This is a genomic window from Arthrobacter woluwensis, from assembly GCF_030816155.1.
Lineage (GTDB): Bacteria > Actinomycetota > Actinomycetes > Actinomycetales > Micrococcaceae > Arthrobacter_E > Arthrobacter_E woluwensis_A.
Genome location: NZ_JAUSXR010000001.1, coordinates 2,630,255 through 2,655,893, shown reverse-complemented (window position 1 = coordinate 2,655,893; position 25,639 = coordinate 2,630,255). Strand labels below are relative to the sequence as shown.

At 68.9% G+C, this 25,639-nt stretch carries 22 protein-coding genes and 2 tRNA genes; 17 read left to right on the top strand and 7 right to left on the bottom strand.

The features are described 5' to 3' along the window. Positions 1-84: 84 nt before the first annotated feature. Entirely contained in the window at positions 85-1,176 is a 1,092-nt protein-coding gene (locus tag QFZ52_RS12135) for a substrate-binding domain-containing protein (RefSeq protein ID WP_307497840.1), read from the bottom strand. 141 nt (positions 1,177-1,317) lie between these two features. On the opposite strand from QFZ52_RS12135, the gene QFZ52_RS12130 reads away from it, so the two are divergent. Then, positions 1,318-3,366, top strand: coding sequence for a DUF2264 domain-containing protein (locus QFZ52_RS12130; RefSeq protein WP_307497839.1), 2,049 nt, complete (start codon positions 1,318-1,320; stop codon positions 3,364-3,366). Here the strand turns inward: QFZ52_RS12130 and QFZ52_RS12125 are convergent. From QFZ52_RS12125 to QFZ52_RS12115, 3 genes are read right to left on the bottom strand one after another with little or no spacing between them, the layout of a single operon-like run. Continuing rightward, the gene (locus QFZ52_RS12125; protein WP_307497837.1) at positions 3,347-4,834 is read right to left on the bottom strand and encodes an APC family permease; all 1,488 of its coding nucleotides are present in this window, start codon (positions 4,832-4,834) and stop codon (positions 3,347-3,349) included. The two genes, QFZ52_RS12130 and QFZ52_RS12125, sit on opposite strands and share 20 nt — an antisense overlap. Beyond that, complete coding sequence (locus QFZ52_RS12120) at positions 4,831-6,054, bottom strand: glutathionylspermidine synthase family protein (RefSeq protein WP_307497836.1); 1,224 nt, start codon at positions 6,052-6,054, stop codon at positions 4,831-4,833. The genes QFZ52_RS12125 and QFZ52_RS12120 overlap by 4 nt, the downstream gene beginning before the upstream one ends. Positions 6,055-6,056: 2 nt before the next feature. Beyond that, a complete protein-coding gene (locus QFZ52_RS12115; RefSeq protein ID WP_307497835.1) occupies positions 6,057-6,779 on the bottom strand; it encodes a Tat pathway signal protein in 723 nt (240 codons plus the stop codon). A 223-nt stretch (positions 6,780-7,002) separates the two neighbouring features. Here QFZ52_RS12115 and QFZ52_RS12110 point away from each other — a divergent pair, with 223 nt between their 5' ends. Then, positions 7,003-8,541: a sensor histidine kinase gene (locus QFZ52_RS12110; RefSeq protein ID WP_307497834.1), complete on the top strand. Its 1,539-nt coding sequence runs from the start codon at positions 7,003-7,005 to the stop codon at positions 8,539-8,541. Then, positions 8,538-9,212 (top strand): response regulator, encoded by a 675-nt coding sequence (locus QFZ52_RS12105; protein WP_278267132.1) that lies wholly within the window; start codon positions 8,538-8,540, stop codon positions 9,210-9,212. Before QFZ52_RS12110 ends, QFZ52_RS12105 begins: the two co-directional genes overlap by 4 nt. A gap of 13 nt (positions 9,213-9,225) precedes the next feature. Here the strand turns inward: QFZ52_RS12105 and QFZ52_RS12100 are convergent, their stop codons facing one another. Beyond that, the gene (locus QFZ52_RS12100; RefSeq protein ID WP_307497833.1) at positions 9,226-9,639 is read right to left on the bottom strand and encodes a GNAT family N-acetyltransferase; all 414 of its coding nucleotides are present in this window, start codon (positions 9,637-9,639) and stop codon (positions 9,226-9,228) included. Positions 9,640-9,723: 84 nt separating this feature from the next. On the opposite strand from QFZ52_RS12100, the gene QFZ52_RS12095 reads away from it, so the two are divergent. From QFZ52_RS12095 to QFZ52_RS12075, 5 genes are all read left to right on the top strand, one after another. After that, positions 9,724-10,380 (top strand): MOSC domain-containing protein, encoded by a 657-nt coding sequence (locus QFZ52_RS12095; RefSeq protein WP_307497832.1) that lies wholly within the window; start codon positions 9,724-9,726, stop codon positions 10,378-10,380. 459 nt (positions 10,381-10,839) lie between these two features. Beyond that, the gene (locus QFZ52_RS12090) at positions 10,840-13,047 is read left to right on the top strand and encodes a DEAD/DEAH box helicase (protein ID WP_307497831.1); all 2,208 of its coding nucleotides are present in this window, start codon (positions 10,840-10,842) and stop codon (positions 13,045-13,047) included. Beyond that, a complete protein-coding gene (locus QFZ52_RS12085; protein WP_307497830.1) occupies positions 13,041-13,478 on the top strand; it encodes a LysM peptidoglycan-binding domain-containing protein in 438 nt (145 codons plus the stop codon). Before QFZ52_RS12090 ends, QFZ52_RS12085 begins: the two co-directional genes overlap by 7 nt. Before the next feature lie 120 nt (positions 13,479-13,598). Beyond that, positions 13,599-13,670: transfer RNA gene (locus tag QFZ52_RS12080), tRNA-Thr, on the top strand. A 62-nt stretch (positions 13,671-13,732) separates the two neighbouring features. Then, positions 13,733-13,806 (top strand) — tRNA-Met (locus tag QFZ52_RS12075). A 150-nt stretch (positions 13,807-13,956) separates the two neighbouring features. On the opposite strand, the gene QFZ52_RS12070 is transcribed toward QFZ52_RS12075, so the two are convergent. Then, positions 13,957-14,439: a GNAT family N-acetyltransferase gene (locus QFZ52_RS12070; RefSeq protein ID WP_307497829.1), complete on the bottom strand. Its 483-nt coding sequence runs from the start codon at positions 14,437-14,439 to the stop codon at positions 13,957-13,959. Between the two features lie 397 nt (positions 14,440-14,836). Between QFZ52_RS12070 and QFZ52_RS12065 the strand changes: the two genes are divergently transcribed. From QFZ52_RS12065 to QFZ52_RS12050, 4 genes are all read left to right on the top strand, one after another. Then, positions 14,837-16,465, top strand: a complete 1,629-nt coding sequence (locus QFZ52_RS12065; RefSeq protein WP_278267126.1) for an ABC transporter substrate-binding protein — start codon at positions 14,837-14,839, stop codon at positions 16,463-16,465. 131 nt (positions 16,466-16,596) lie between these two features. Next, positions 16,597-17,682 (top strand): ABC transporter permease, encoded by a 1,086-nt coding sequence (locus QFZ52_RS12060; protein WP_307497828.1) that lies wholly within the window; start codon positions 16,597-16,599, stop codon positions 17,680-17,682. Further along, positions 17,682-18,734, top strand: coding sequence for an ABC transporter permease (locus tag QFZ52_RS12055; RefSeq protein WP_307497827.1), 1,053 nt, complete (start codon positions 17,682-17,684; stop codon positions 18,732-18,734). The genes QFZ52_RS12060 and QFZ52_RS12055 overlap by 1 nt, the downstream gene beginning before the upstream one ends. Continuing rightward, positions 18,731-20,446 carry an ABC transporter ATP-binding protein gene (locus QFZ52_RS12050; RefSeq protein ID WP_307497826.1) on the top strand — a complete coding sequence of 572 codons (1,716 nt, stop codon included), beginning with the start codon at positions 18,731-18,733 and terminating at the stop codon, positions 20,444-20,446. Before QFZ52_RS12055 ends, QFZ52_RS12050 begins: the two co-directional genes overlap by 4 nt. A gap of 111 nt (positions 20,447-20,557) precedes the next feature. On the opposite strand, the gene QFZ52_RS12045 is transcribed toward QFZ52_RS12050, so the two are convergent. Beyond that, a complete protein-coding gene (locus QFZ52_RS12045) occupies positions 20,558-21,025 on the bottom strand; it encodes a group II truncated hemoglobin (protein ID WP_307497825.1) in 468 nt (155 codons plus the stop codon). 107 nt (positions 21,026-21,132) lie between these two features. On the opposite strand from QFZ52_RS12045, the gene QFZ52_RS12040 reads away from it, so the two are divergent. The 5 genes from QFZ52_RS12040 to QFZ52_RS12020 all read left to right on the top strand — a co-directional run bounded on the left by QFZ52_RS12040 (position 21,133) and on the right by QFZ52_RS12020 (position 25,616). After that, entirely contained in the window at positions 21,133-22,728 is a 1,596-nt protein-coding gene (locus QFZ52_RS12040) for a Na+/H+ antiporter (protein ID WP_307497824.1), read from the top strand. A 103-nt stretch (positions 22,729-22,831) separates the two neighbouring features. Further along, on the top strand, positions 22,832-23,776 hold the full coding sequence (locus QFZ52_RS12035; RefSeq protein WP_307498713.1) for an aldo/keto reductase: 945 nt from the start codon (positions 22,832-22,834) through the stop codon (positions 23,774-23,776). Between the two features lie 162 nt (positions 23,777-23,938). Beyond that, on the top strand, positions 23,939-24,799 hold the full coding sequence (locus tag QFZ52_RS12030; protein ID WP_066211663.1) for an HpcH/HpaI aldolase/citrate lyase family protein: 861 nt from the start codon (positions 23,939-23,941) through the stop codon (positions 24,797-24,799). A gap of 14 nt (positions 24,800-24,813) precedes the next feature. Continuing rightward, complete coding sequence (locus tag QFZ52_RS12025; RefSeq protein ID WP_307497823.1) at positions 24,814-25,041, top strand: DUF3188 domain-containing protein; 228 nt, start codon at positions 24,814-24,816, stop codon at positions 25,039-25,041. A gap of 125 nt (positions 25,042-25,166) precedes the next feature. Next, positions 25,167-25,616: a MaoC family dehydratase N-terminal domain-containing protein gene (locus QFZ52_RS12020; RefSeq protein WP_307497822.1), complete on the top strand. Its 450-nt coding sequence runs from the start codon at positions 25,167-25,169 to the stop codon at positions 25,614-25,616. The last annotated feature ends 23 nt before the right edge of the window (positions 25,617-25,639 follow it).

The window sequence follows — 25,639 nt, the reverse complement described above, 5'->3', positions numbered from 1 at the left end:
TCCGGGCAATGGGGCGTGCTGCCGGGTGACCTGCGCATCCGGGGGATGTCCGGGACGGACCCGCCCTTACGGACCCGTCCACCCCTACAGCGCCAGGCCGGCCGGAAGCTGCGTCCGGGTGGACTGCCGTGGCACGAACTGCGGCGAGAGGGCCACGCGCTCGCGGGCGCAGAACCCGTCCCGGACCCGCTGCAGGCAGAGGCTCGCGGCACGGTGACCCAGCTCGAACTTCGGCGGGGCCACGGCGCTCAGGGGGAGCAGGCCCAGGGAGGCGATCTCGTCGTCGTAGGCCACCACTTCCACATCCTCCGGGACCCGGACGCCCTGCTCGAGGAACAGTTCCGTGAGGGCGAGCGCGCAGCCGTCGTTGTGGACCAGCACGCCTCGGATGCCCTCCGCCCGGCAGCTTTCGGCGAGGCGGGCGAGCGCAGTGCGGTGGGCCTCATGTCCATGCGCCGAGGACGGGATCCGCACCACATGCGGCGCGTGGCCGGTGAGTTCCAGAGCGCGGCGGTAACCCTCTTCGATGGGCGGCGAGTTGGGGCTGTCCTCGAGGATCCCGAGCGCGACCGGTCCTCCGCTGGACTGCACCCAGCGCCGGACGAGGCGTTCGGTGCCGCGCACGTGATCGGTGAACACCGAGTCCCACGGGCCCGGGTCGAGGACGTTCTCGAGCGGCCGTTCCACCAGGACCACCGGGATCCGGGCGTCGTAGAGGGCCTCCAGGGTGGGGGTCGGGCCGTCGTCCGCGCCGAGCGGGGTGATCAGCAGGGCGTCGATCGGCGACGCGAGGAAACGTTTGAGCAGCCGCAGCTCCTCGTCGGGGTCGTAGCCGCTGACTCCGAGCACCAGCCGGGCGCCGGCCTGCTGGGCGGCACGGCCTGCGCCCTTGATGATGAGGGAGAAGTAGTACTGCGAGGTGGGGACCAGCAGCCCGATCGTCAACTGACTCGGCGCGGCCGGACGGAAGGCGGAAGCGCCACCAGGGAGGCCGTCGTCGGAGGGCACCGCCCCACCGTGGACGCGGCGCAGCACGCCCCGGCGTTCGAGCGTCGCGAGGTCACGCCGCAGGGTCATCCCGGAGACACCGACCTTCTCCGCGAACTCGGTCGCCATCAGCTTGCCGGAGAGCGTGAGCTCCTGCTGGATGAGTGCGTGCCGCTCCTCGGCGTGCATGATCCCCCTCGGGTGTTCAGTTTCTTTCAGATGAACGGCGTTCCTTCCAACTGAACAGGCCCGCCCCTAGCGTGGTCAAGAGCTGTCCGGGGTCTGACCGCCCAGCGCCGCCGCCGCGGTGCCCCCGGGCGCACGGAGAGGGTGAATGGACAGGTGAACGACGACGCCGCGCAGCGCCGCGCGTACTGGTTCGGCTTCGCGGACCGGCAGCTCCTCGCGGTGCGTCCGTATTTCTCGCCGGGACACGCCTTGCTGCGGCTTCCTGGACGCCCGGCGTTCTCCGGGGTCCGCTCGGACGAACTCGAAGGCTTCGCCCGCACGTTCCTGCTGGCGGCGTTGCGGGTCGCGGGGTCCGGCGGCGACGACCCCCACGGACACCTGGACTGGTACCTCCCTGGGCTGGTGGCGGGCGCGGCGCGGGTAGCGGGCGAGGGTGCCGACGCGGCGCGCACAGCAGCCGCCGACGAATCCTGGAACCCCGTCGTCAGTCGGACCCAGGCCCTGGTCGAGGCGGCGTCCGTGGCAATCGGGCTGCAGCTCACCCGGCCCTGGCTCTGGGACCGCCTGGACCCGCAGGAACAGGACACGGTGGCGTGCTGGCTGCAGGGCGCCGGGACCGCCGACCCCTGGGACAACAACTGGGTCCTGTTCAACGCCCACGTGGCGGAGTTCCTGGCCGGCGTCGGCCGGGACCACAACCCGGACCACATCACCGCGGCCCTGGACCGGATCGAGGACTGGTCCGTGGGTGATGGCTGGTACCGCGACGGGGACAACGGCGGCACCGGCGACTTCTTCGACTACTACTGCGGCTGGGCCCTGCACCTCTACCCGCTGCTCTGGTGCCGGTTCGCCGCGGACCGGTCGGTCGGCGGCGCTCACCCCTGGGCAGCGGACCGGTTGCCGCGGTACCGGGAACGCCTGAGCGAGTTCCTCCGGACGTACCCGGCCTTCTTCGGCGGAGGAGGGGAACCGATCCACCACGGTCGCTCGCTCACCTACCGCTTCGCCGCGGCCGCTCCGTTTGCCTTGGGCGCGCTGTTCCTGGAACCAGGCGACCCCAGCGGGGACGCGGAATCACTGGCCCGGGCCGGGAGCCTCGCCATGGAGACCCTCCGGTACTTCGACACCCCGGAAGCCTTCCCGGACGGAATCGCCTGCCTCGGCTGGCAGGGCCCGTACGAGCCCATGATCCAGAACTACTCCGGACCCGGATCGCCGTACTGGTCCTCGAAGGCGTTCCTGGCGCTCCTGCTCCCGGAGGACAGCCCCTTCTGGAACACTCCCGCCGAGACGGACCCGATGAGCCCGGACCCGGTCCTCCTCCCCGGGCCCGGCTTCCTGCTGCACCGCGGACCGGACGGAATCGCCCAGCTGGCCAACCACGGCAGCGACAAGCACTACGGCCCCGGCAGCGACAACGCCCTCTACAGTCGTTTCGCCTATTCCAGCCACACGGGGCCCCTGCACCTGCCGGGGCAGGGCCTCGGCAGCGGCACTGATCCTGTCCCCTCCGAGGCGGTGGACAATCACCTGGCCGTGCTCGACGCTGCGGGCCGCGCCTCGTGGCGCACCCGGATCCATCGCCTGGAGACCGGGTCCAGCGCAGACTCCGGCGCAGGTCCAGACGCGGCGGCCGCGAGTTTCCACCGGCCGGTCTGGACGGTCACCGAGGACGAGGCGGAGCAGCCCCTCACTGTCGCCACCGGCACGACGGCGCGCGGCGGCTACCAGCTGCGCGTGCACCGGGTTCAGCTTCCGGCGGGTCCTGCCGGGCGGTACGACGGATGGTCCGTCCGCGAGGGTGGCTGGGCCGTCACTCCCGGGGTCCACGCCACCCTGTGGCCTCTCACGCAGCGCCCCCTCACGCAGCGCCCCCTCACCCAGCGCCCTCTCACACAGGGGAGCGCCGCCGTCGTCGGGGAAGCGCAGGGGACCACCGCCTTCGGCGAGGCGCGGTGCCCGACGGTCACCACGCCGCTGGAGACCGTCATGACACCGGACGGCGCCACGACCCTCCTCGCCTCCGTGCATCACCTCGGGCTGGAGGCGCCCGGGCACCGGCCCGGACCGTTCACCCTCACCGAAAGCGGGGGATGGGTGCGGGCGTCGGTCCGGATGCTCTCCCTCCAGGATCTGGAGGGGGAGCCGTTCACCCTCGAGCTCGAGTTCAGGACGCCCGGGACGTGAAGTAGGCGCGCGTCGCCGAAGAGAAGCGCGCCCAGAGCAACAGGCCGATCCCCAGGACGGCCAGCACCAGCACGACCACCAGGGTTCCGCCCACGCCGCCGGCAGCGGTCTGGGAGAACTCCGGCTTCGCCCACTGAATGATCCCGGACACGAACGCGACGGTGAGCAGCACCCCGCCCAGGAGCGGCAGGATGCCCCGCAGCCAGAGGTTCCGGGCCGAGTCCCGCAGCGTGTGCCGGAAGGTCCAGACGCACGCGAACGCGGTGACGGCGTAGTAGAAGGCGATGAAGACCGTCACGGCGTTGGCCGAGTCGATCATGACGTTGGCGCCCAGGAAGGTCAGCACCAGGTAGTAGACCCCGGCCGCGCCGAAGACCACCCAGGAGACCGTGCGAGGCGCCTGTGTGGCCGGCTCCACGGAACCGAGGCGTGCGGGCAGCGCGCCCTGACGGCCCATCGCCAGCAGGCTGCGCGTCACCGGGAGCACCGTCGCCTGGGCGCCGGAGAGGATCGAACCCAGCAGGGACACGAGGACCACCCATCCCCACGGGCCGAGCGCCGTCTCGCGCAGCGCTCCCATGACGTCGCCCGAGTTGTCCGGGTTGCCCAGGCCGATGCCGTTGGTGTCCGTGGAGGCGAACATCATGAGCAGCACGGTGAGGGCCAGGTACACCAGGACCAGGGCCACGGTGGAGAGCAGCGCGCCGCGGCCGGGAGTGCGGGAGGGGTCGTCACTCTCCTCGTTCAGGGAGAAGCAGGTGTCCCAGCCCCAGAAGAGGAAGATCGCCAGGAGCACGCCCTGGCCGAGCCGGGACGGGTCCTGGAGGGCGGCGCCCAGGTCGAACCAGCCCCAGTGGAAGACCTCGGCCGCGCCGTCGCGGACCACACCCACCACGAGGGCGATCGCCAGGACGCCCAGGGCGATGTACTGCACATAGGTCAGGGTGCGCTGGACGTTCTCGCCCATGCGGATGCCGCGCGAGTTGACCCAGCACATGGCGGCCATGATGACCAGCGCCGTCGGCACGGTCAGCCAGGGGGAGACCTCCCAGGAACCCCGGGAGATGAGAGCCCACAGGTACTGCGCCGCCACATGACCCAGGTTCACCAGGACCACCACGCTCGCCACGGCCGTGGCGAAACCGGCGGCCCAGCCGCTGTACGGGCCGAACGCGCGCCGGACCCATGTGAAGGAGGTGCCGCAATCGGGTTCGCGCGCGTTGAGCTCCCGGAAGGCCAGAGCCACCAGGAGCACCGGGGCGAAGCCCAGCAGGAGCGCCAAGGGGGCGAAGTCGCCCACCCGGGACACGATCAGACCCAGCGTCACGGACAGCGCGAAGACGGGGGCCGTGGAGGCCATGCCCAGCATGGTCAGATCGCCCAGGTCCAGGATCCCGGCCCGGAGGCCCTTCGGCGTGACGGCGACGGCGGCCGAGGGGCCGCCGTCGGTGACGCCCTGACGGCTCATGCCGCACCTCCTGTGAACGCCTGAGCGGCTTCGGCTTCCAGCTCCGCGGCGGTGGGCGCCGGGGCGTCGATGATGTTCGGGACGAAACGGCAGAAGAAGTCCGTGACAGGGCCGTCCGACTCCCGGATGCCGCAGCCCACGGACTCGCCGCCCACCACCCAGAGGCCCAGCACCGGATGACTGCCGTCGAAGTCCGGGAGCTCCTGGTACTGCTGGTAGCACCAGCCCTCGCGGCCGTAGTCGCCGGGCTGTTCCAGGTCGATGCCCGGGGCGTGGATGCGGATGTTGTCGCCTTCGCGGCCGTGCAGGGGCTTGGCCACCCAGGCGGTCAGGTCGCGGGGCGAATCCAGATACGCGGGCAGGAGGTTCGGGTGCCCGGGGTAGAGGTGCCAGAGGGCGGCGAGCAGCGCCTTGTTGGAGAGCAGCATCTTCCAGGCCGGCTCCACCCACTGCGGGTTGACCTCACGCCGCAGGAGGTACTGGCCGAAGGGCTCTTTGGCCATGAGCTCCCAGGGGTACAGCTTGAAGATGGTGCTGATGGGGAAGTCGTCCATGTCGACGAACCGCTGGTACCCGTGGTTCCAGCCGATGTCGGACATGTTGATGCCGACGGTCGCCCAGCCGGCCTGTTCGGCCACGTCCCGCATGTAGCCCGTGGTCATCCAGTCCTCGCCGGAGTCCTCTTCCTCCGCGTGCGCCAAGTGCAGACGGGACATGCCGGTCCGGGCCTGGTAGCGCCGCCACTGCTCGATCAGCGCCTCGTGGATCCCGTTCCACTGGTCCTTCTCCGGCATGACGTCCTGCAGCCAGTACCACTGGGCCAGAGACGCCTCGATGAGACCAGTCGGGGTGTCCGCGTTGTATTCGAACAGCTTGGCGTCCCCGCCCTTGCCGTCATAGGCGAAGTCGAAGCGGCCGTAGATGTCCAGGTCGCCGGCATCGAGGGACGCGACGGCGAGCTCACGCGCCTCGGGCCCGATGCCCAGGTCACCCATGGCCCCGGTGCCCAGGAAGCGTGCGGCCTCCAGGCACATGCGGTGCATCTCCTCGGCCACGAGTTCCAGGCGTTCCACCTCGTCCATCTGGAATTCGTAGTAGGCGTTCTCGTGCCAGTACTCCACCTGGGTGCCGTCCGGCTTGGTGCTCGTGGAGAACACCAGTCCCACGGATTCGATCTTCTCGCGCCAGTCCGGGCGCGGGGTGGCGGGTTTGCGTTCCATGCTCAGCCTCCCGTGCTTCGGCCGCCGGAGCTCTTTCCGAAGCCGCCGCGGCTCGTGGTGCTCTTGGTGAAGCTGCCGCCCTTGGAGGAGAAGCCCTTCGCGGCGTGAGAACCCTTGGGCAGGGTGGACGTGCCGCCCGAGTAGTTCTTCACGGAGGAGCCGATCGCCGGGATGCTGCTGCCGCGGGGGAAGAAGTACCAGCCGTAGTGCGTGTGGCTGCGTCCGGCCGTGCTGCTGGCGCCGGAATCCTCGCACTTCGAGTCCTCCACGCGCTGCTGCGTGGATTCGTCGGTGCAGACCTGGGCGTAATCGTCGTCGTCGTTCTGGCTGGCGACCACGGCAGTGATCGTGCCGGCCAGCAGGGCGGTCACGCCGAGGGTGATGACGACGGTGCGCCGCCGCTTCCGCTTGGTGTTCCGGCGTTCGGTGGCCTCGGCTTCGAGGGCGAACGGGTCCACGGCGGGCGCCGCGCTGCCGCCGTACCCGGCGGGGGAAGATTCCGGAGCCGCTCCGCCGTGGGGCGGAATGCCGGCGCCGTAGGGCGGCTGTCCGGGAGCGCCGGCCGCCGCGAAATCCTCGTGCAGCGGCGGCTGAGGCGGCTGCCAGGGAGGGGTGGGGGAGGAGCCGTCTTTGCGCCGTCCCGCACCACTGTCCGCTGGCGGCATGCCGGCGGGATCCCCCTGTGGGGGCTGCTCCGCTCCGGACGGTGTGTCGTTGTGGGCCATGGGCCTGTCCTCCCCGCGAGTGCTTCCGTGACCTTGCCGGACGCGGCCCGGCAGGCGGCGGCGCATCCGGCACGGTGTGACCGATCACGCTCAGTGTACTGAGACGGGACCGGAAAGGAAGGCGGATGACATGGGGAGGACTGCCCATCCTGCCCCGGAGGCCCGGGGGCGGACCTTCCGTGGGCGTTCCGCGGGGCCCGGCCAGGCCTGCGAGACTGGTGCCATGACGCAGACGCAGAACTGGGCGCTGACCCGCACCTGGGCCCGGAGACTGTTCGGGGTGCAGCGGCCCGGGCTGGGCCTGGTTCTGGCGATCGTCCTCCCTGCGGTCCTCGAGGCCGCGGTCACCGCCACCGGGTTCCGTGACTTCCCGGTGGTCATGCTCCTGCACCTGGCGGTGGCGGTCCTGGTGGCTGCGCTCGGCGGGCTCTGGCCGGCCGTCCTGGCCTCAGTGGTCGCGACCCTGCTGCTCAATCTCTTCTCCACTCAGCCCATCGGGTCCTTCCACATGGTCGATCCGAAGGCCGCCGTCACCGTAGTGATCTTCCTGGTGGTGGCGTGCTCCATGGCGCTCGCGGTCGGCCTGGCCGGCCGCCGCGCCATCCAGGCCGAGCAGGCCCGCGACGAAGCCTCCCTCCTCAATGGCCTGGCCCTGCGCATCCTCGGCTCGGACGACTCCCTCGAGTCGTTCCTGCACCGCCTGAGCGAAACGCTGGACGGCCGCCCGGTCTCCCTGCTCTCCGTGGAGGACGACGGCGCGTGGCCGCAGGGCGCGCAGGTGGAACGCCTGCTCGCCAGCACGTCGCCCGAGGCGCCGGCGCGGTCGGCGGCAGCGGAGGCCGCCGTCGCCGTCGGGGACCAGTACCGGCTCCTGGTGGGCGGAGCCGAACTGGACGCCCGGCAGCAGCACCTGCTCGGGGCGTTCGTAGCCCTGGTGGTGGCCGTGCGGGAGCGGCAGGAACTCGTGGTGAGCCAGCAGGAGAACGCGAAGCTCAGCGAGGGCAACGTGATGCGCACGGCCATCCTCCAGGCCGTCTCCCACGATCTGCGGACGCCCATCGCGGCCATCAAGCTCAATGTGGCCACGCTGCGGCAGCCGGGCATCGAATTCAGCGCGGAAGAACGGGCGGAGCTCCTGGCCTCCGTGGAGGATTACACGGACCGGCTGTCGTCCCTCGTGGCCAACCTGCTGGACATGTCCCGGCTCACGGGCGAATCGGCCGCGCCGCTGCTGCAGCCCGTGCGCTGGATCCAGGTGATGGGTTCGGCGCTGCAGGGTGTCCCGGCCGGGCTGGTGACGCTGGACGTCGACGGACGGCCGCCCGTGGAAGCGGACCCCGGCATGCTGGAGCGGGTGGTGGCGAACGTCGTGGAGAACGCGGTCCGGCACGGGCGGGGGTCCCGGATCACGCTCACGGCCCGGGAGGGCGTGGTGCTGTGCGGGCGGCCCGCGGCGGAACTGAGGCTGGCGGACCATGGCCCGGGCCTGGACCTGGAACGCCAGGAGGAGCTGTTCCGGCCCTTCCAGAGCCTCCACGATTCCTCGCAGGGCGGGGTCCGGGGCGTCGGACTGGGGCTCGCGGTGGCCCGTGGCTTCACCCTGGCCATGGGCGGCCGGCTTCACGCGGAGGAGACTCCCGGTGGAGGCCTGACGATGGTCCTGACGCTGCCGTTGTCCGCGGGGCCGGGCAGGGCGGACCCGGGCGAAATGGGTCCGGGTCCGGCAGCCATGAACGCACCGTCGACGGAGGGGCGGCCATGACGAAGGTCCTGGTGGTGGAGGACGAGTCCGGGATCGCCCGGGCGCTCCAGCTGAACTTCAAGGCGCATGGCTACCAGCCGCTGCTGGCGCCGAATGCCGCCGTGGCCCGACGGCTCGCCGCCGACGAGCAGCCCGAGGTGGTCATCCTGGATCTGGGACTGCCCGATGAGGACGGCGTGGATTTCATCCGCTGGCTCCGGCAGTGGAGCCTGGTGCCGGTCATCGTGCTGTCGGCGCGGCACGGGTCGCAGGACAAGGTGGCCGCGCTCGACGCCGGGGCCGACGACTACGTGACCAAACCCTTCGGTATCGAAGAGCTCATGGCGAGGCTGAGGGCCGCGACCCGGCGCTCCGCCGTCGTGCAGGAGATCCCGCAGGTCCAAGGCGCGGATTTCACGGTGGACCTGGCCGCGCGGAAGGTCACCCGGGAGGGGGCCGAGGTGCGGCTGACGCCCACGGAATGGAGCATCCTCGAGATCCTGGTGCGGAATCAGGGCCGGCTGGTCAGCCAGCAGCAGTTGCTCCTGCAGGTGTGGGGGCCGGCGTATGCCAAGGAGACGCAGTACCTCCGCGTCTACCTGAACCAGTTGCGCCGCAAGCTGGAGAAGGATCCGGCCACGCCCCGGCACCTCATCACCGAAGCCGGGATGGGCTACCGCTTCGAGCCGTAGGGCGCAGGCCGGGTCAGAGCTTCACCATGAAGCGGGAGGGATCGCCCAGCGGCCCGAAGCCGTACTGCTCATAGAGCCCGTGCGCATCGGCGGTCGCCAGGAGCACGCGCCGCAGGCCCAGCGGCTCGAGGTCGGCGATCACTCCGCCGATCAGGTCCTTGCCGACGCCCTGGCCGCGGACCGCGGGATCCACGAAGACATCGCAGAGCCACGCGAAGGTCACTCCATCGGTGACCACCCGGGCGTAGGCCACCTGCCGGCCCGTGGACCGGTCGAACACCCCGTAGTTCCGGGAGGAGTCCATGGCGGCGTCCTGCCTCGGCCGCGGCCGTCCCTGCGCCCAGTAGGCCTGTTCGCTGAGCCAGCGGTGCACCTGTTCGCGGTCCATGTCATCGAGCAGCGTGGAGAAACGGTAGGCGGAGTCCATGGCCTCACGGTAGTCCGGACTCCCGTGGGCTGCGAGTCGAACCGGCCCGTTCCCGGGTGATGTGGGCTTTAGTAGGCTGGTCGCATGCATCCCGGAACCGTGCTGGCCGTGTGCCGCGTCCACGAACTCCGTCCCGACCCCGAGGGCCGGGTGGGGGTCACCGCCATCGACAAGCGACCCGTTGAGGGTCCCGTCACGGTCCACCGGCTGGGCCTCCACGGCGACGTCCAGGCGGACCGCGCCAACCACGGCGGGTTCGATCAGGCGGTCTACGCGTACTCCCAGGAGGACGCGGACCACTGGGCCGCTGAGCTCGGCCGGGACGTCCCTGCCGGTTACTTCGGCGAGAACCTGCGCCTCGCGGGCATCGCCACCACGCAGGCCGTGATCGGGGAACGCTGGAGGATCGGGACCGACGTCGAACTCGAAGTGACCTCGCCGCGCGTCCCATGCGCCACTTTCCAGCGCCGCGTGGAGGAGGCGGCCTGGGTCCGCCGTTTCACGCAGGAGGGCCGGGTGGGCTGCTATCTGCGGGTCATCAAGACCGGCGACATCCGCGAGGGCGACCATGTCCACCGGGTGTATGTCCCGGACCACGGCATCACCGTGGGGCAGTGGTTCAGCGAGCCGACCCTCGAGATGGTCGATGCCTTGCGGGACGCCGAGGCGGACGGCCACATCGTGCTGCAGGACGAGTATCACGTGAAGTTCGAGAAGCTGGAGAAGCGCCTCGGCCGCTGAGTTGCACCGCTGACTTCTGCGCCGGCTCCCTATGCCGGATCGCTGCACCGGATCACTGCGCCGACGACGGCGTCGCGCCCCCTCTGTGGCCAAGCTAACACCGCGAGCTGCCGCCGTCGTGTGGCGCAGGGCCCGGGGCGTCCCGTATGATGGAGACATCCCCCAATCCGGTTTTCCATTTATCCTGCCCAATTTTTGAGGCAGGACAGGTTGAACAAGGGGTCCACAGGGTGTGTGGGCAATTCATGGAACGGCCGGCTGAGCACGTAGAGGCTCGGAAGAAAGCACTGCGCAGAACTCGCTGAGAGAGCGACAGGGATGCAGTGGGATGCCTGGCCATGGGATTGCAAGAGCGCTGGGTTTCCGAGCATCGGGTCAACCGGCTCCGATGCCCGTACTGGCGGCCGCCCCTGACTGTGTGTGTGCCCGCCCGGCTGGAATGAATGAGGTTCCTCCACCGTGCCCGAAAACAATCTGACTGAGAACAACTCCGCCGAGACCGTCGAGAACGAGACCGTCCAGGCCCCCGAAGAGACCACCGCCGCTCAGGCCGTGGACGCGGCTCCGGCCGACGCCGACACGGTCGCCCCCGAGGGCGACGACGACGGCGCCATCAAGTTCACCGACCTCGGCATCGACGGCCGTGTGCTGGCCGCCCTGAAGGACGTCGGCTACGAGAAGCCGTCCCCCATCCAGGCCGCCACCATCCCGCTCCTGCTGGAAGGCCGCGACGTCGTGGGCCTGGCCCAGACCGGCACCGGCAAGACCGCCGCGTTCGCCATCCCGGCCCTGTCCCGTATGGCCGAGCTGCATGACACCAACGGCCCGTCCCGCAAGACCCAGGCCCTGGTCCTGGCACCCACCCGTGAGCTCGCGCTCCAGGTGGCCGAGGCCTTCACCTCGTACGCCAAGCACATCGACGACTTCACCGTCCTTCCCGTCTACGGCGGGTCCGCGTACGGCCCCCAGCTGGCCGGTCTGCGCCGTGGCGCACAGGTGGTCGTGGGCACCCCCGGTCGTGTGATCGACCACCTCGAAAAGGGTTCCCTGGACCTCTCCGAGCTGCAGTACCTGGTCCTCGACGAGGCTGACGAGATGCTCCGCATGGGCTTCGCCGAAGACGTCGAGAAGATCTTCCAGGAGACCCCGGAGGACCGTCAGGTCGCCCTCTTCTCCGCGACCATGCCCGGTCAGATCCGCCGCATGTCCAAGCAGTACCTGAACAACCCGGAAGAGATCTCGGTCAAGTCCAAGACCACCACCGGTGCGAACATCCGCCAGCGCTACGTGCAGGTCATGGGCCCGCACAAGCTGGACGCCATGACCCGCATCCTCGAGGTCGAGGACTTCGACGGCGTGATCGTCTTCGTGCGCACCAAGATGGCCACCGAGGACCTGGCTGACAAGCTCAAGGCCCGCGGTTTCCAGGCTGCCGCCATCAACGGTGACATCGCCCAGGCCCAGCGTGAGCGGACCGTGGAGGCCCTGCGTGACGGCCGGATCGACATCCTGGTCGCCACCGACGTCGCGGCCCGAGGCCTGGACGTCGAGCGCATCAGCCACGTGGTCAACTTCGACATCCCGCACGACACCGAGAGCTACGTGCACCGCATCGGCCGCACCGGCCGTGCCGGCCGCAAGGGCGACGCGATCCTGTTCATGACCCCGCGCGAGAAGTACCTGCTCCGTGCCATCGAGCGTGCCACCAAGCAGCCCGTGGAGCACATGCACCTGCCCACCGCGGAGACCGTGAACAGCCTCCGCATGAGCAAGTTCGCCGATCAGATCACCGAGACCATCGAGTCCGAGGACCTGACCGCGTTCCGCGACCTCATCGCCTCCTACGAAGAGGAGCACAAGGTCCCCGCTGCGGAGATCGCCGCGGCCCTCGCCGTGATGGCCCAGGGCGGCAAACCCCTCCTGGTGGAAGAGCTTCCCGCGACTCCGGACTTCCAGAAGCGTGAACGCAACAAGGACGGCTTCAACTCCCGTGGCCCGTCCCGCTCGGTCACCGAGGGCAACGCCACCTACCGCATCGCGGTGGGCCGTCGCCAGCGCGTGCTCCCCGGCTCGATCGTGGGCGCCATCGCGAACGAGGGCGGCCTGAGCTCCTCGCAGATCGGCGGCATCGACATCCGCAGCGACCACACCCTCGTGGAGCTGCCGGCCGAGCTGACCAAGGATCAGTGGGCCGCTCTGTCCCGCACCCGGATCGGCGGCGAGCTGATCCAGCTCGAGCTCGACAACGGCCGTCGCCCCAACCGGGACCGCAACGACCGTGGCGGCGACCGCGGTGGTGACCGTGGCTTCGGCGGCGGACGCGGCGGCAACTTCAAGGGCAACGGCGGGTTCAAGCGCGAATTCCGCAAGTCCGACGAGGGCGGCTTCAACCGTGGCGAGCGCGGCGGTTCCGACCGTGGCGACCGCGGTGGCTTCACCCGTGACCGTGGGGAGCGCAGCAGCGCCGACCGTGGCGGACGCACCTATTCCGAGCGCAACGAGCGCAGCTATGATCGGGACAGTGGTTCCCGCGGTGGATACGGGGAACGGCCGCGCACTGGCGGCTACGGTGAGCGCTCCGGCGGTGACCGTGGCGGCAACAGCAGCTTCGGTCAGCGCAAACCGCGCCACGGCAAGGGCGACTTCGGCGGACGGAACAAGTGGTAAAAAACTTCTCTGAAGAGGCGTTCACCCCTGGGGTGGGCGCCTCTTCGGCGCATTCAGGGCATGTTCCGGCGCACCGGGAGGACGCCCCGGTCGACGCTGTGCCGGCGGGCGCTGAGCCGGCGGGTGTTGAGCCGGCAGGCGCTGAGCCGTTCGACGGCGAGGGCGGCGGGGCTGCTGCCGGGGCGCACGTCGCGGGACTGGACCCCGACGACGCCGGGACCCCCGGCGAGGCGCCCGAGGAGACGGAGGTGCTGGCCGCCGTCGTCGTGCCGGAGCGACCGCGGGAGGTGACCGTGGAGGAGGGGGAGACTCTGGAGTCCATCGCGGCGCGCTGGGGTGTCGACGCGGGTGAGTTGGCGGCGCTGAACGCGTGGCTCGTGCCGAACCCGGGATTGCTGTTTCCCGGGCAGGTCCTGAGGCTCCCCGTCTGAGCCCACGGAGAGCTGTAAAAGGCCGATGAGCTGGGCGGATGTGATCTGCGTCAAACGCGGGGCGTGGGTGCATTCTCGATTTGGCGCGCAGCCCCGGATCCGGTAAAGTATTTCTTCGTTGCCCCCTTAGCTCAGTGGTAGAGCGCGTTCTTGGTAAGAACGAGGTCGCCGGATCGATTCCGGCAGGGGGCTCTGGATGAGTGGCCTGTGTCAAGGCGGTTTTGACCGGCTTGGCATGGGCTTTACTCATCCGTGGCGGCGTAGCTCAGCTGGTTAGAGCGCACGACTCATAATCGTGAGGTCCCGGGATCGAGTCCCGGCGCCGCTACCGAGAAAGGCCCCCGGAACGTCACAGTTCCGGGGGCCTTCTGCGTTCCCCGTCCGCGCCCTTGATCGACTGCTCCATAGGATGCCGTTCTCTCCCGGAAAAGCGTGATTCCGGCATCCTATGGAGCAGCCGATGGAAGGGTGAAGGGGATCAGGAACTCAGAACCCGAAATCCGAGCTGCTCGTAAAGCCTTCGAGCCGCAGTCGCCGAGTCGTCAACGCGCAATCCGACCTCCACCTGCTGCGCCATCAGGACCTTCTGCACGAGGGCCCGCCCGATCCCCGATCTCCGGTAGGCGGGGAGCACGAACAGATCGATGATGAAGGGTCCGCGGGGCACGTCGTCCCACGGTGGATCGGACACGGTCAGGATGGCGCCCGCGAGCAGGCCATCGTGCCGGGCCCCGAAGGAGGACGAGCTCAGCAGACGCCCGTATTCACCCTCCCACGCGGCCAGAACGTCAGCGGTGGCTTCGTCCAGGGACATCTCCTCGGGCGTCCCTACATAGGTCTGCCAGTACGCCTCTCCGATGGCCGGAAGGTCCTCCTGCGTGACCGGCCGGAATTGCACCCCCGGAATCGGCTCGTGCGAGACCGGTGACTCGGCGTTCGACAGCATGAGGGAATTGGGCACGCCGGTGAGCGTAGGAGACGTGGGGTGGGATATCAAGCCCGCGCGCGGGGCGACGGGTCTGCGGATCGGTGCGGATCTCTCCTGCCGCCCTCCATCGACTGCTCCATAGGATGCCATTCCGCCCCGGATTCCGGTGAAAAAGGAACCCTGTGGAGCAGTCGATGAAGGGAGGGGGAGTGCAGTCCGGACCGCACCGGTGCCGTGCGGCGGAACAGTCGCGCCGCCGTCGTCCGCTTCGGCCGCGCCGCATCACACTTTGGTAAACAGGTGTTGTGTGCTGCGCATCACATTCGCTAGTGTTGCGTCTGGCCTGAACTGGCAACACTTCTTTCAGATGTGGCCCGGGCCGGCGAGCGTGTGTTCCCACGCGCTGGAAGACTGACAAGGAAGTTCTCCGATGGCAACGAACAAGATCGCCCTGCGCAGTGTTATCGCACTGGCCGGGGTTTCCGCCCTGGCGTTGACGGCCTGCACCGGCCCGTCCGGCGGGGGGACCTCCACCGGGGGCAGTGGTGGGACCACCATCGCCTACGGCACCACCGACAAGGTCACCGCACTGGATCCCGCAGGTTCCTACGACAACGGCTCCTTCATGCTGATGAACCAGGTGTTCCCGTTCCTCATGAACTCCAAGCCCGGCAGTGCCGAGCCTCAGCCGGACATCGCGGAGTCCGCCGAATTCACCAGCCCCACCCAGTTCACCGTCAAGCTGAAGTCCGGCCTCAAGTGGGCGAACGGACACACTTTGGATTCCAAGGATGTGAAGTTCAGCTTCGACCGTCAGATCAAGATCAACGACCCGAACGGCCCCGCCAGCCTCCTCGGCAACATCGCGTCGATCGCGGCCCCGGACGCCACCACCGTGGTGTTCACCCTCAAGCAGGCCAACGACCAGACCTTCGCTCAGATCCTGTCCAGCCCGGCCGGCCCGATCGTCGATGACGAGGTGTTCCCCGCGGACAAGCTGCTCTCCGATGAGGACATCGTCAAGGGCAAGGCGTTCGCCGGTCAGTACGTGATCGATTCGTACAACAAGAACACCCTGGTCAGCTTCAAGCCGTACGCCGATTACAAGGGCCTGCTCGGCGCTCCCGCCAACAGCGGCGCCACGGTCAAGTACTACACGGACCAGAGCAACATGAAGCTCGAGATCCAGCAGGGCGCCATCGACGTGGCCAACCGCAGCCTCAGCGCCACGGACATCGATGACCTCAAGAAGGACTCCAAGCTCAAGGTGCACGTCGGCCCCGGTGGCGAGATGCGCTACGTGGTCTTCAACTACGACACCATGCCGTTCGGCGCCAAGGCCCAGGGCGCGGACCCGAAGAAGGCCCAGGCCGTGCGCCAGGCCGTCGCCAACCTGGTGGACCGCCAGGCGATCGCGGACCAGGTCTACAAGGGCACCTACCTTCCGCTCTTCTCGAACGTCCCGAGTGGATTCCTGGGCGCCAACACCTCCTTCAAGGACCTGTACGGCACCGATGGCAAGCCGGATGCTGACAAGGCCAAGAAGGCCCTCGCCGACGCCGGCGTCGCCACCCCCGTGGACCTGAAGCTCGAGTACAACCCGGATCACTACGGCAAGTCCTCCGGCGACGAGTACGCCATGGTCAAGGATCAGCTCGAGAAGTCGGGCCTGTTCAAGGTGGACCTGCAGTCCGCCGAGTGGGTCACCTACAACAAAGCCTCCAAGGCTGACGCGTACCCGGTCTACCAGCTCGGCTGGTTCCCTGACTTCTCCGACCCGGACAACTACCTCACCCCGTTCTTCCCCAAGGGCGGCTTCATGAACAACCACTACTCGAACCCCGAGGTGGACAAGCTCATCGCGAAGCAGCTTACTGAGAAGGACAAGACCCAGCGCGAGAAGGACATCCAGGATGTCCAGAAGCTGCTGGCTCAGGACATCTCCACCCTGCCGCTCCTCCAGGGCGCTCAGGTGGCCGTGTCCGGTGTGAACGTCAAGGGCGTGGACAGCACGCTGGACGCCTCCTTCAAGTTCCGGCTCGGCAGCGTTTCCAAGTAACACGACGGCAGGGGGCCGGGAAGCTTCATTCCCGGCCTTCTGCCGTTTCGGCTGTCAGCCTCTGACCGCCGCCCGGTGGCCGGGGCTGCTGTCCCCGGCACGGTCACGCACATCTCGACGCAAGGTTCCCCATGTCTTCCATCATCGAAGCTGAGTCGCCCGAGGCGCTCAGCCCCGCTGTCTCCCCCCGGAGCAGCGGGGGAGTGGGCCGGTACATCCTGGTCCGCTTCCTGCTCATCTTCCCCACGATCTTCATCCTGGTCACCCTGGTCTTCTTCCTCATGCGGGTCACCGGCGACCCCATCACCGCGGCACTGGGCGGACGCCTGCCGCAGGACCAGCTCGACGCCAGGATCCATGAGGCCGGCTACGACCGGCCCATCCTCGTCCAGTACTTCGAATACCTCGGCCAGATCGCCACGGGTAACTTCGGCACCACCATCTCGGACCGCCGGCCCGTCGCGGAGATGCTCGCGACCTTCGGCACCGCGACTCTCGAACTGACCTTCAACGCCCTCGTGGTGGCCTTGCTGATCGGCATCCCGCTCGGCATGATCGCCGCCCACAAACGGGACAAGGCGCCGGACGCCATCCTGCGCTTCTTCGCCATCCTGGGCTACGCCACCCCCGTGTTCTTCGCGGGCCTGCTGCTCAAGCTCACCTTCTCCGTGGCACTCGGCTGGCTGCCGGTCTCCGGACGCGCCTCGACCACCACGGAACTCGCCATGAGTCAGCTCGCGGCGCCCACCGGCATCTACTGGCTGGACGCCCTGCGCAGCGGCAACCTCGACGCCTTCGGTGACGTGGTCAAGCACGCGATCCTCCCGGCCATCGCCCTCGGCCTGCTGACCGCGGGCATCTTCCTGCGGCTGGTCCGCACCAACCTGATCGGCACGCTCGGGAAGGACTACGTGGAGGCTGGGCGATCCCGCGGCGTGAGCGAGTTCCGGCTCGTCACCAAGCACGCCTACAAGCCCGCGCTGATCCCGATCGTCACCGTGATGGGCCTTCAGATCGCCATGATGCTGGGCGGCGCGGTCCTCACGGAGACGACGTTCGAGTGGAAGGGCCTGGGCTACCAGCTGGCGCAGTACCTGACCGCCCGCGACTTCGTGGCCGTGCAGGGCATCGTGATGCTGCTCGCCGTGATCGTGGCCGTGACCAACTTCGTGGTGGACATCGTGGCCGCCATCATCGACCCCCGGGTGAGGTACTGATGTCTGCAACACCGACGACGCCGGCCCCCGCGCCGCAGCTTCCTCAGCGCGGCTCGTGGCTGCGCCGCCTTCCCGTCATCTCCCATCTGCGTCAGAGCGTCGGCCTCCAGCGCGGCATGCTCGTGCTGGGCACCGCGCTCACGGTGCTCTTCGTCCTCGTGGCCCTGCTGGCGCCGGTGATCGCGCCGTACGGTTACTCCCAGATCTCCGACGCCGACGGGACCTTCCCGGCCCAGGCCGCCCCGGGTGGCAAACACCTGTGGGGCACCACGGTCGGTGGCTACGACGTCTTCTCCCGTGCGGTGTGGGGCTCCCAGACCGCGGTGATCGTGATCCTCGTGTCGGTCGCGCTGTCCCTCGTGCTCGGCGTCCTGCTGGGCCTGCTCAGCGGGTACCTCGGCGGCTGGGTGGACCGGATCCTCGTGGTCATCGCCGACGCGATCTACGCCTTCCCGTCCCTGCTGCTCGCCATCGTCATGTCGATCGTGATCAGCCACGGCCAGTCCAGCTTCTGGGGCGGTGTGCTCGCCTGTGCGTTCTCCATCACCGTGGTGTTCGTGCCGCAGTACTTCCGCGTGATCCGTGCCGAGACCATCCGTCTCAAGGCCGAGCCGTTCGTGGAGTCCGCCAAGGTGGTGGGCGCGTCCCCGTGGCGCATCATGGGCCGCCACATCTTCAAGAACGCCACCCGCACCCTGCCGCTCATCTTCACGCTGAACTCCTCGGAGGCCATCCTGACCCTGGCCGGTCTGGGCTTCCTGGGCTTCGGCATCGAACCGACGTCTGCGGCCGAGTGGGGCTTCGACCTCAACAAGGCGATGTCCGACGCCTCCTCCGGGATCTGGTGGACCGGCGTCTTCCCGGGCGCCGCCATCGTGCTGACCGTCCTGGGCCTCACGCTCATGGGTGAGAGCATGAACGATCTCAACGACCCGCGACTGCGCGGACGCCGCAGGCCGGGCCGCACGGGCAAGGCCCGCGCCGCCGTCGCCGGCTCCGCACAGGGCGCCCAGAGCGCTCCGGGTTCGAACGGAAAGGAAGCCACCGCATGAACGCGGCAGCACATCGCGGGGCGACCGGTCCCGCGCAGCAGGACAGTGGGGCCGCGGTCCTGGACATCGCGCACCTGAACGTCACGTTCGCCACCGACGGCGGGGACGTCCACGCGGTGAAGGACGTCAGTCTGGAAGTGCGTCCGGGCGAGGTCCTCGCGATCGTCGGCGAGTCCGGCTCCGGCAAGACCGTGACGGCGCGGACCATCCTGGGCCTCCTGCCCGAGACGGCCACGAGCCAGGGAGCCGTGCTCATCAACGGCCGGAACGTGGTCAGCGTCAGCCCGGCCGAACTGCGGAGGATCCGCGGCCGGGACGTGGCGATGGTGTTCCAGGAGCCGTCGACGGCCCTGAACCCGGTGTTCACCATCGGCTGGCAGATCGCCGAGGGCATCCGGGCCCACGCCCGCGACGGGCAGAAGGTCTCGGCCAAGGACGCCAAGGCCCGTGCGGTGGAAGCCCTGCGCAAGGTCGGCATCCCGGAGCCCGAAGTCCGGGTGGACTATTACCCCCACCAGCTCTCCGGTGGCCAGAAGCAGCGCGTGGTCATCGCCGCGGCGCTCGCGTTGGATCCCGGTCTGATCGTGGCGGACGAGCCCACCACAGCGCTCGATGTCACCGTGCAGGCGGAGATCCTCGAGCTCCTGCGGGAACTCCGGGACGACTACGGCACCTCGATCGTGCTCATCACGCACAACATGGGCGTGGTGGCGGACCTGGCCGACCGGGTGGTGGTCATGTACCGCGGCGACGTCGTGGAGGAGGCGCCGGTCCGTACCCTGTTCGCCGAGCCGAAACAGGACTACACCAAGGACCTGCTGGCCGCGGTGCCGCACCTGGGACGGAACTCCGCATCGGAGGGGGCCGAGGGGCGGCTGCACCAGGACGGCAGGATCCTCGTGGAGGCGAAGGGCCTGAGCATCGAGTTCCCGGGTCGCTTCGGCCGCCCGGGGTTCAAGGCCGTGGACGACGTCAGCTTCACCATCCGGGAGCGCGAGGTCTTCGGCCTGGTGGGCGAGTCGGGTTCCGGCAAGTCCACCATCGGCCGTGCGATCGCGGGCCTGAACCGGGTCACGGGCGGCAGCCTGACGGTGTTCGGGCAGGAGATGGTCGGGTTCCGCGAGAAGAACTTCAAGCCGCTCCGCAAGGACATCGGGTTCGTGTTCCAGGACCCGGCGGCGTCGTTCAACCCGCACCTCACCATCGGGGAGTGCATCGCCGAGCCGCTCATCATCCACCGGAAGCCGAGCGCGGCAGAGGCGCGCAAGCGCGTCGGTGAGCTGCTCGAATCGGTGCAGCTGCCGGCGTCGTACGCGTCCCGGTACCCGCACGAGCTCTCGGGTGGCCAGCGGCAGAGGGCCTCGCTCGCGCGGTCCCTGGCCCTGAACCCGCCGCTCGTGATCGCGGATGAGCCGACCTCCGCCCTGGACGTCTCCGTGCAGGCGAAGGTCCTGGAACTCTTCCGGGACATCCAGGAGGAATACGGTTTCGCGGCGCTCTTCATCAGCCACGACCTGGCGGTGGTGGACATGCTCTCCCACTGGGTGGGCGTGCTGCTCAAGGGCCGGCTCGTGGAACAGGGCATCGGCAGCCAGATCATGGGTCACCCGAGCCAGGAGTACACCAAGCGGCTCATCGCCTCGCTGCCCGTGCCGGATCCGGACGAGCAGGCGGCCCGGCGCAAGGCGTACCGGGCGGGGCTGGGTTCCTGAGTCTGAATGCCTGACCTGAATGCATGACTCACCGCCGAGTTCGGGGGATCGTACCGGGACCGGGGCCTGCAAGCCCCGTCTCCGGACGGATCCCCCGAACTCGGCGGTCTGTCAGGGTTCCACCAACCCGTCCCAGGACCACTGTGGCATCCGCAGCCCGGAGGGGACCTCGTCCGCGCTCCGGTGGTAGCGGTACATGTCCACCGTGGTGGCCCAGGTGAAGTAGTCGTGCAGCGTCCGCCGCAGCCGTTCATCGGATGCCAGCCCCGCGTCCTCCAGAGCCTGATCGAAACAGGCGACGGCCCGGGCGTTCATCTCCTCGTGTTCTCCGTTCCCGCTGTGCAGGCGGACCACTGAACTCTGGTCCCCGAAGGCCTCGGAGTAGAGCTTCGGTCCGCCCAGGGACTCGGCCCAGTAGGCCGCCAGGCGTGGTGTGTGATCAGGTCTGGCCCCGTTCCGGAAAGCATGACTCACGACGGCGTCGTCCAGCACCCGCCGGTGCCAGGCCTCCGCGAGGGCGAGCAGGCCGTCGAAGCCGCCCGCTGCGTCGAAGACGGACGGGGAATGATCGGTGCCCATACGAGCACGATACTCCCGCCGAGTTCGGGGGATCCTGCCGAGATCGGGGTCTGCAGGCCCCGCCAACGGACGGATCCCCCGAACTCGGCGGATGGAACAATGGCGGCATGGAACAGCTCGCACTCATCGTCGGATTGCTCTTCGCCACGGTGCTCGCCGTCGGCCTCGGGGACCGCCTGAAACTCCCGTACCCGGTCCTCATGCTGCTCATGGCCATGGTGATGACCTTCATCCCCGGGTTCCCCGAACTGGCGATCGACCCCGAGCTGATCCTCCCGATCTTCCTCCCGCCCTTGCTCTTCGCGACGGCGCAGCGCAGTTCGTGGCAGGTGTTCCAGCTGCGCTGGCGCACCCTGCTGTGGCTCGCCGTCGGGCTCGTGGTGGTGACCACGGTGTTCGTGGCCGGGGCAGCCTGGCTCCTCATCCCGGGCATCGGCATCCCCGCGGCCATCGCCCTCGGAGCCATGGTGGCCCCGCCGGACCCGGTCGCGGTCGAGTCCGTGGCCGGCAAGGTCCACATGCCCCGCAAGCTCATGAACATCCTGCAGAGCGAGGGCCTGTTCAACGACGCGGCCGCGATCGTGATCTTCCAGGCCGCCGTCGCCGCGACCCTGGCCGGGCGGAACCTCGACGCGAGCCTGGTGCCGAAATTCCTCCTGGGCATCGTGCTCGCCGTGATCATCGGCGTGGTCATGGGCTACGCGGCCAAACTCGTCACCTGGCTCGTCACCGCGGGTGTCGCGCGCACCGCCGTGAGCCTGGTGGTCCCCTTCGCCGCGTACATCCTGGCGGAAGAGGTGCACGCGTCGGGCGTCATCGCCGTCGTGGTCGTGGCACTGGAGATGAAGCGGCACGCGCGGCCGGAGGACGCCTCGGAGCGCGTGAGCCAGGCGGCGTTCTGGGATGTGGTGGAGCTGCTGGCCACCGGCCTGGCGTTCGGCCTGGTAGGCCTCGACATCCGTCAGGTCATCCAGCACGAAGGCGCCGGGATCTTCGAGATGGTCCCGGCGGCCATCGCGGTCTGCGCCGTGGTGGTGGCGGTCCGGTTCCTGTGGATGTGGCTCTATCTGTCCACGCGGCGGTCGCTGTATCGCGGCGACTGGGTGGGGATGCTCAAGGACGTCATCATCCTCAGCTACAGCGGCATGCGCGGTCTGGCCACCCTCGCCCTGGCACTCGCTCTGCCGCTGGTGCTCGACGACGGCTCGGCCTTCCCGGCCCGCGACCAGATCCTGGTGACCGCCTGCGCCGTGCTCCTGGTGACGCTCGTGCTCCCCGGCCTGACGCTGCCGGCCCTCATGAAGGTGCTCAAGGCCCAGGACGACGGCGCCGAGGAGAAGGAGGCCACCCGTATGCTCGGCCGCCGGGCGCAGAAGGCCGCCATGCTGGCGCTCAAGGAGAGCGAACTCGTCAACCAGCTCACACCCGAGCAGCAGGCTCTGATGGCCAAGCGCTTCAAGTCCCTGCACCTGGAACTCCAGGGCGCCCATCCGGAGCACCCGGGCAAAGGCGTCCCCGATGATCTGCGCGAACGCTTCGCCAAGGGCCGCGAGCTCATGGTGGCGGCGCAGACCATCGCCCTCGACGCGGCCCGCCAGGAGGTGCTCGTGGCCCGCAAGGAACTCGGCATGGATCCCGAGGTGGCGGACCATGTGCTGCGCCAGCTCGACCTGCGCACCATGGTGATGCCCAAGGCGGACTGAGCCGTCCGCGCGCCGATGTTCAGGCGCTTGCCGTGACTGGCGGCGTCGCGGCGGGCCGTGAAAGAGTTCCGGTATGAGCCAGAACACAGAACACGGGTCCGGCATGGGCCGGATCATCTACGGCTGCATGGGACTCGGCGGCGCCTGGGAGCCCACGCCGTACACCGAGGCGGACGTGGCGCAGGCGTCCGAGGTCATCGACGCGGCCCTGGCGATCGGCGTCGAGCTGTTCGATCACGCGGACATCTACCGCTTCGGCAAGGCCGAGGCCGTGTTCGGCGAGGTCCTGGCGGCGCGGCCCGAGCTGCGGGACCGGATCCTCCTGCAGAGCAAATGCGGCATCCGGCTTCACGAGAACGGCCTCAACAACTACTACGACCTCAGCTACGACTCCATCATGGAGCGCGTCGAGGGCATCCTGAGCCGGCTCCGGACCGACCATCTGGACACGCTCCTGTTCCACCGGCCGGACCCGCTGCTCAACCGCGAAGAGGCCGCCCGCGCGGTGCGCGAACTCCTCGCGGACGGCCGCATCAAGGCGCTGGGCGTCTCCAACATGTCCACGGCGCAGATGGACCACCTTCAGGATGCGCTCTCCACCCCGCTGGTCGCGAATCAGCTCGAGATGAGCCTCGGCACCCGCGACTGGCTGGATTCGACCGTCACGGTGAACCATCGCCAGGGCGCCGGCAACCCGTTCCCGCACGGCACGCTCGAGCACTGCATGAGCCGCGGCATCGAGCTGCAGGCCTACGGTTCGCTGGCCAACGGCCGCTACACCGGGGGAGTGCCGGTTCAGGATCTCAGCGACGCGGACCGCGCGACGGCGGAACTGGTCCAGGAGCTCGCCGCTGAGTTCGGCGTGGCGCCGGAGTCCGTGCTGCTCGGCTGGCTCATGAAGCACCCGGCCCGCATCTCCCCGGTGATCGGCACCACGAACCCCGGCCGCATCGCGGCCTGCGGCGACGCGATCGCGGTGGCCGAACGGATGGACCGGCTGCAGTGGTACCGGCTCTGGATCACGGCGCGGGGCGAGTTCATCCCGTAGCCGTCGGGCCGGTGCGGCCGCTCCCACTGGCTATACCGGTCTAGGGTCAAGGTGACGCTTGCCGCTCGGAATCTGTGAGAAAAGTCAAATAAAACCAGATATGACTGTCCGGGGCCCACAAACGCTTGGGCGGGTGTGGCCCCGGACCGGTACCGTATTCTCATGAGTTCTTCCGTCACTTCCACTGGTCGTCCCACTCGAAAAGTCAGCCCGGATATCGCCCGTTCGTGGCTCCTGGTCAACGCCATGAAGACGGAACTCTTCGATGACGCCGCCGCATCCCGCGCGGACGCCATCATCCTGGACATCGAGGACGCCGTGGACCCCTCGCATAAGGACGAGGCCCGCGACAACGTGCGCGGCTGGCTGGAAGCCGGCGGGCAGGCCTGGGTCCGCATCAACGACGCCACGAGCCCCTTCTGGGCCGATGACCTGGCCGGCCTCCGCGGCACCCCGGGCCTGCTCGGCGTGATGCTCGCGAAGACGGAGTCCGCCGACCAGGTGACCGAGTCCTACCACCGCATGGACGGCAAGACCCCCGTGATCGCCCTGGTGGAGTCCGCCGTCGGCATCGAAGAGGCCAACAACATCGCGAAGGGCCAGGGCTGCTTCCGCCTGGCGTTCGGCTCGGGCGACTTCCGCCGTGACACCGGCATGGCGGCGACCCCGGAGGCCATGGCCTACCCGCGGGCCAAGCTCGTCGTCGCGAGCCGCGTCGGCGGCCTGCCGGGCCCCATCGACGGACCCACCGTCGGCAGCAACCACCCCATCCTGCGCGAGCAGAGCGCCATCACGGTCACCATGGGCATGACCGGCAAGCTCTGCCTCGCCACGGACCAGACGGCCATCATCAACGAGGTCATCAGCCCGACGCCGTCCGACGTCGCCTGGGCCACCGACTTCATGAACGACTTCGAGGCCAACGGCCGCGTGATCCGTGACGGCTCCGACCTGCCCCGCCTGGGCCGCGCGGAGAAGATCATGAAGCTCGCCACCGCCTTCGGCGTCACCCCGGCGCTCTAGAGCGGGCCTCCTCGATGCTGGGTGACTTCTGGGCGAGCGCGTCCACGGTGTACAAGACCGTGGTGCTCAGCGCCCTTGGCTTCATGGTGGTGGGTCTCGGCCTGAACATCATCGGCCTGGTGAAGCACAACAACCCCCTCGCGATCGGGGCGCTCCCGGTCATCGGCGTGGGTCTCCTGCTCCACGTGGTGGGCATGGTGATCCGCACCCGCGAACTCCGCAAGGGCGGCCCGGGGAAGTAGCCCCCGCCGTCGCGCGCGAAGTGACAGATGATGCCCGGAAGATGCGTTCTTCCGGGCATCATCTGTAACCTCGGTGAGCCACGCAGCCGACCTACCGTATTAGGTGAGGCAAGTAGGCTTGTTCCATGAGTATCAATCCCGATCTGCAGGGCCGCAGCTACCCGGCCGCCGAGGTGTACGAGGTGGGCCGTGAGAAGGTCCGCGAGTTCGCCCGCGCCGTGAAGGCCACCCATCCGGCACACTTCGACGTCGAGGCCGCCCAGGCGCTCGGCCACGCCGATCTGGTGGCGCCGCCCACCTTCGCCATCATCGTGGCGCAGCGGGCCGACGCCCAGCTGATCGAGGACCCCGAATCCGGGATCGACTTCTCCCGCGTCGTGCACGCGGACCAGCGCTTCGCGCACCACCGCCCCATCGTCGCCGGGGACCGTCTCGTGGCCGAGCTGCACGTGGACACTGTCCGCGGTATGGGCGGCGGCGCCATGATCACCACCCGTTCGGAGATCTCGACCGTGGACGGCGAGAAGGTCGCCACCACCACGTCGTCCATCCTGGTCCGCGGAGAGGGACAGTAATGCCTGCACTGAATCGACCTGCC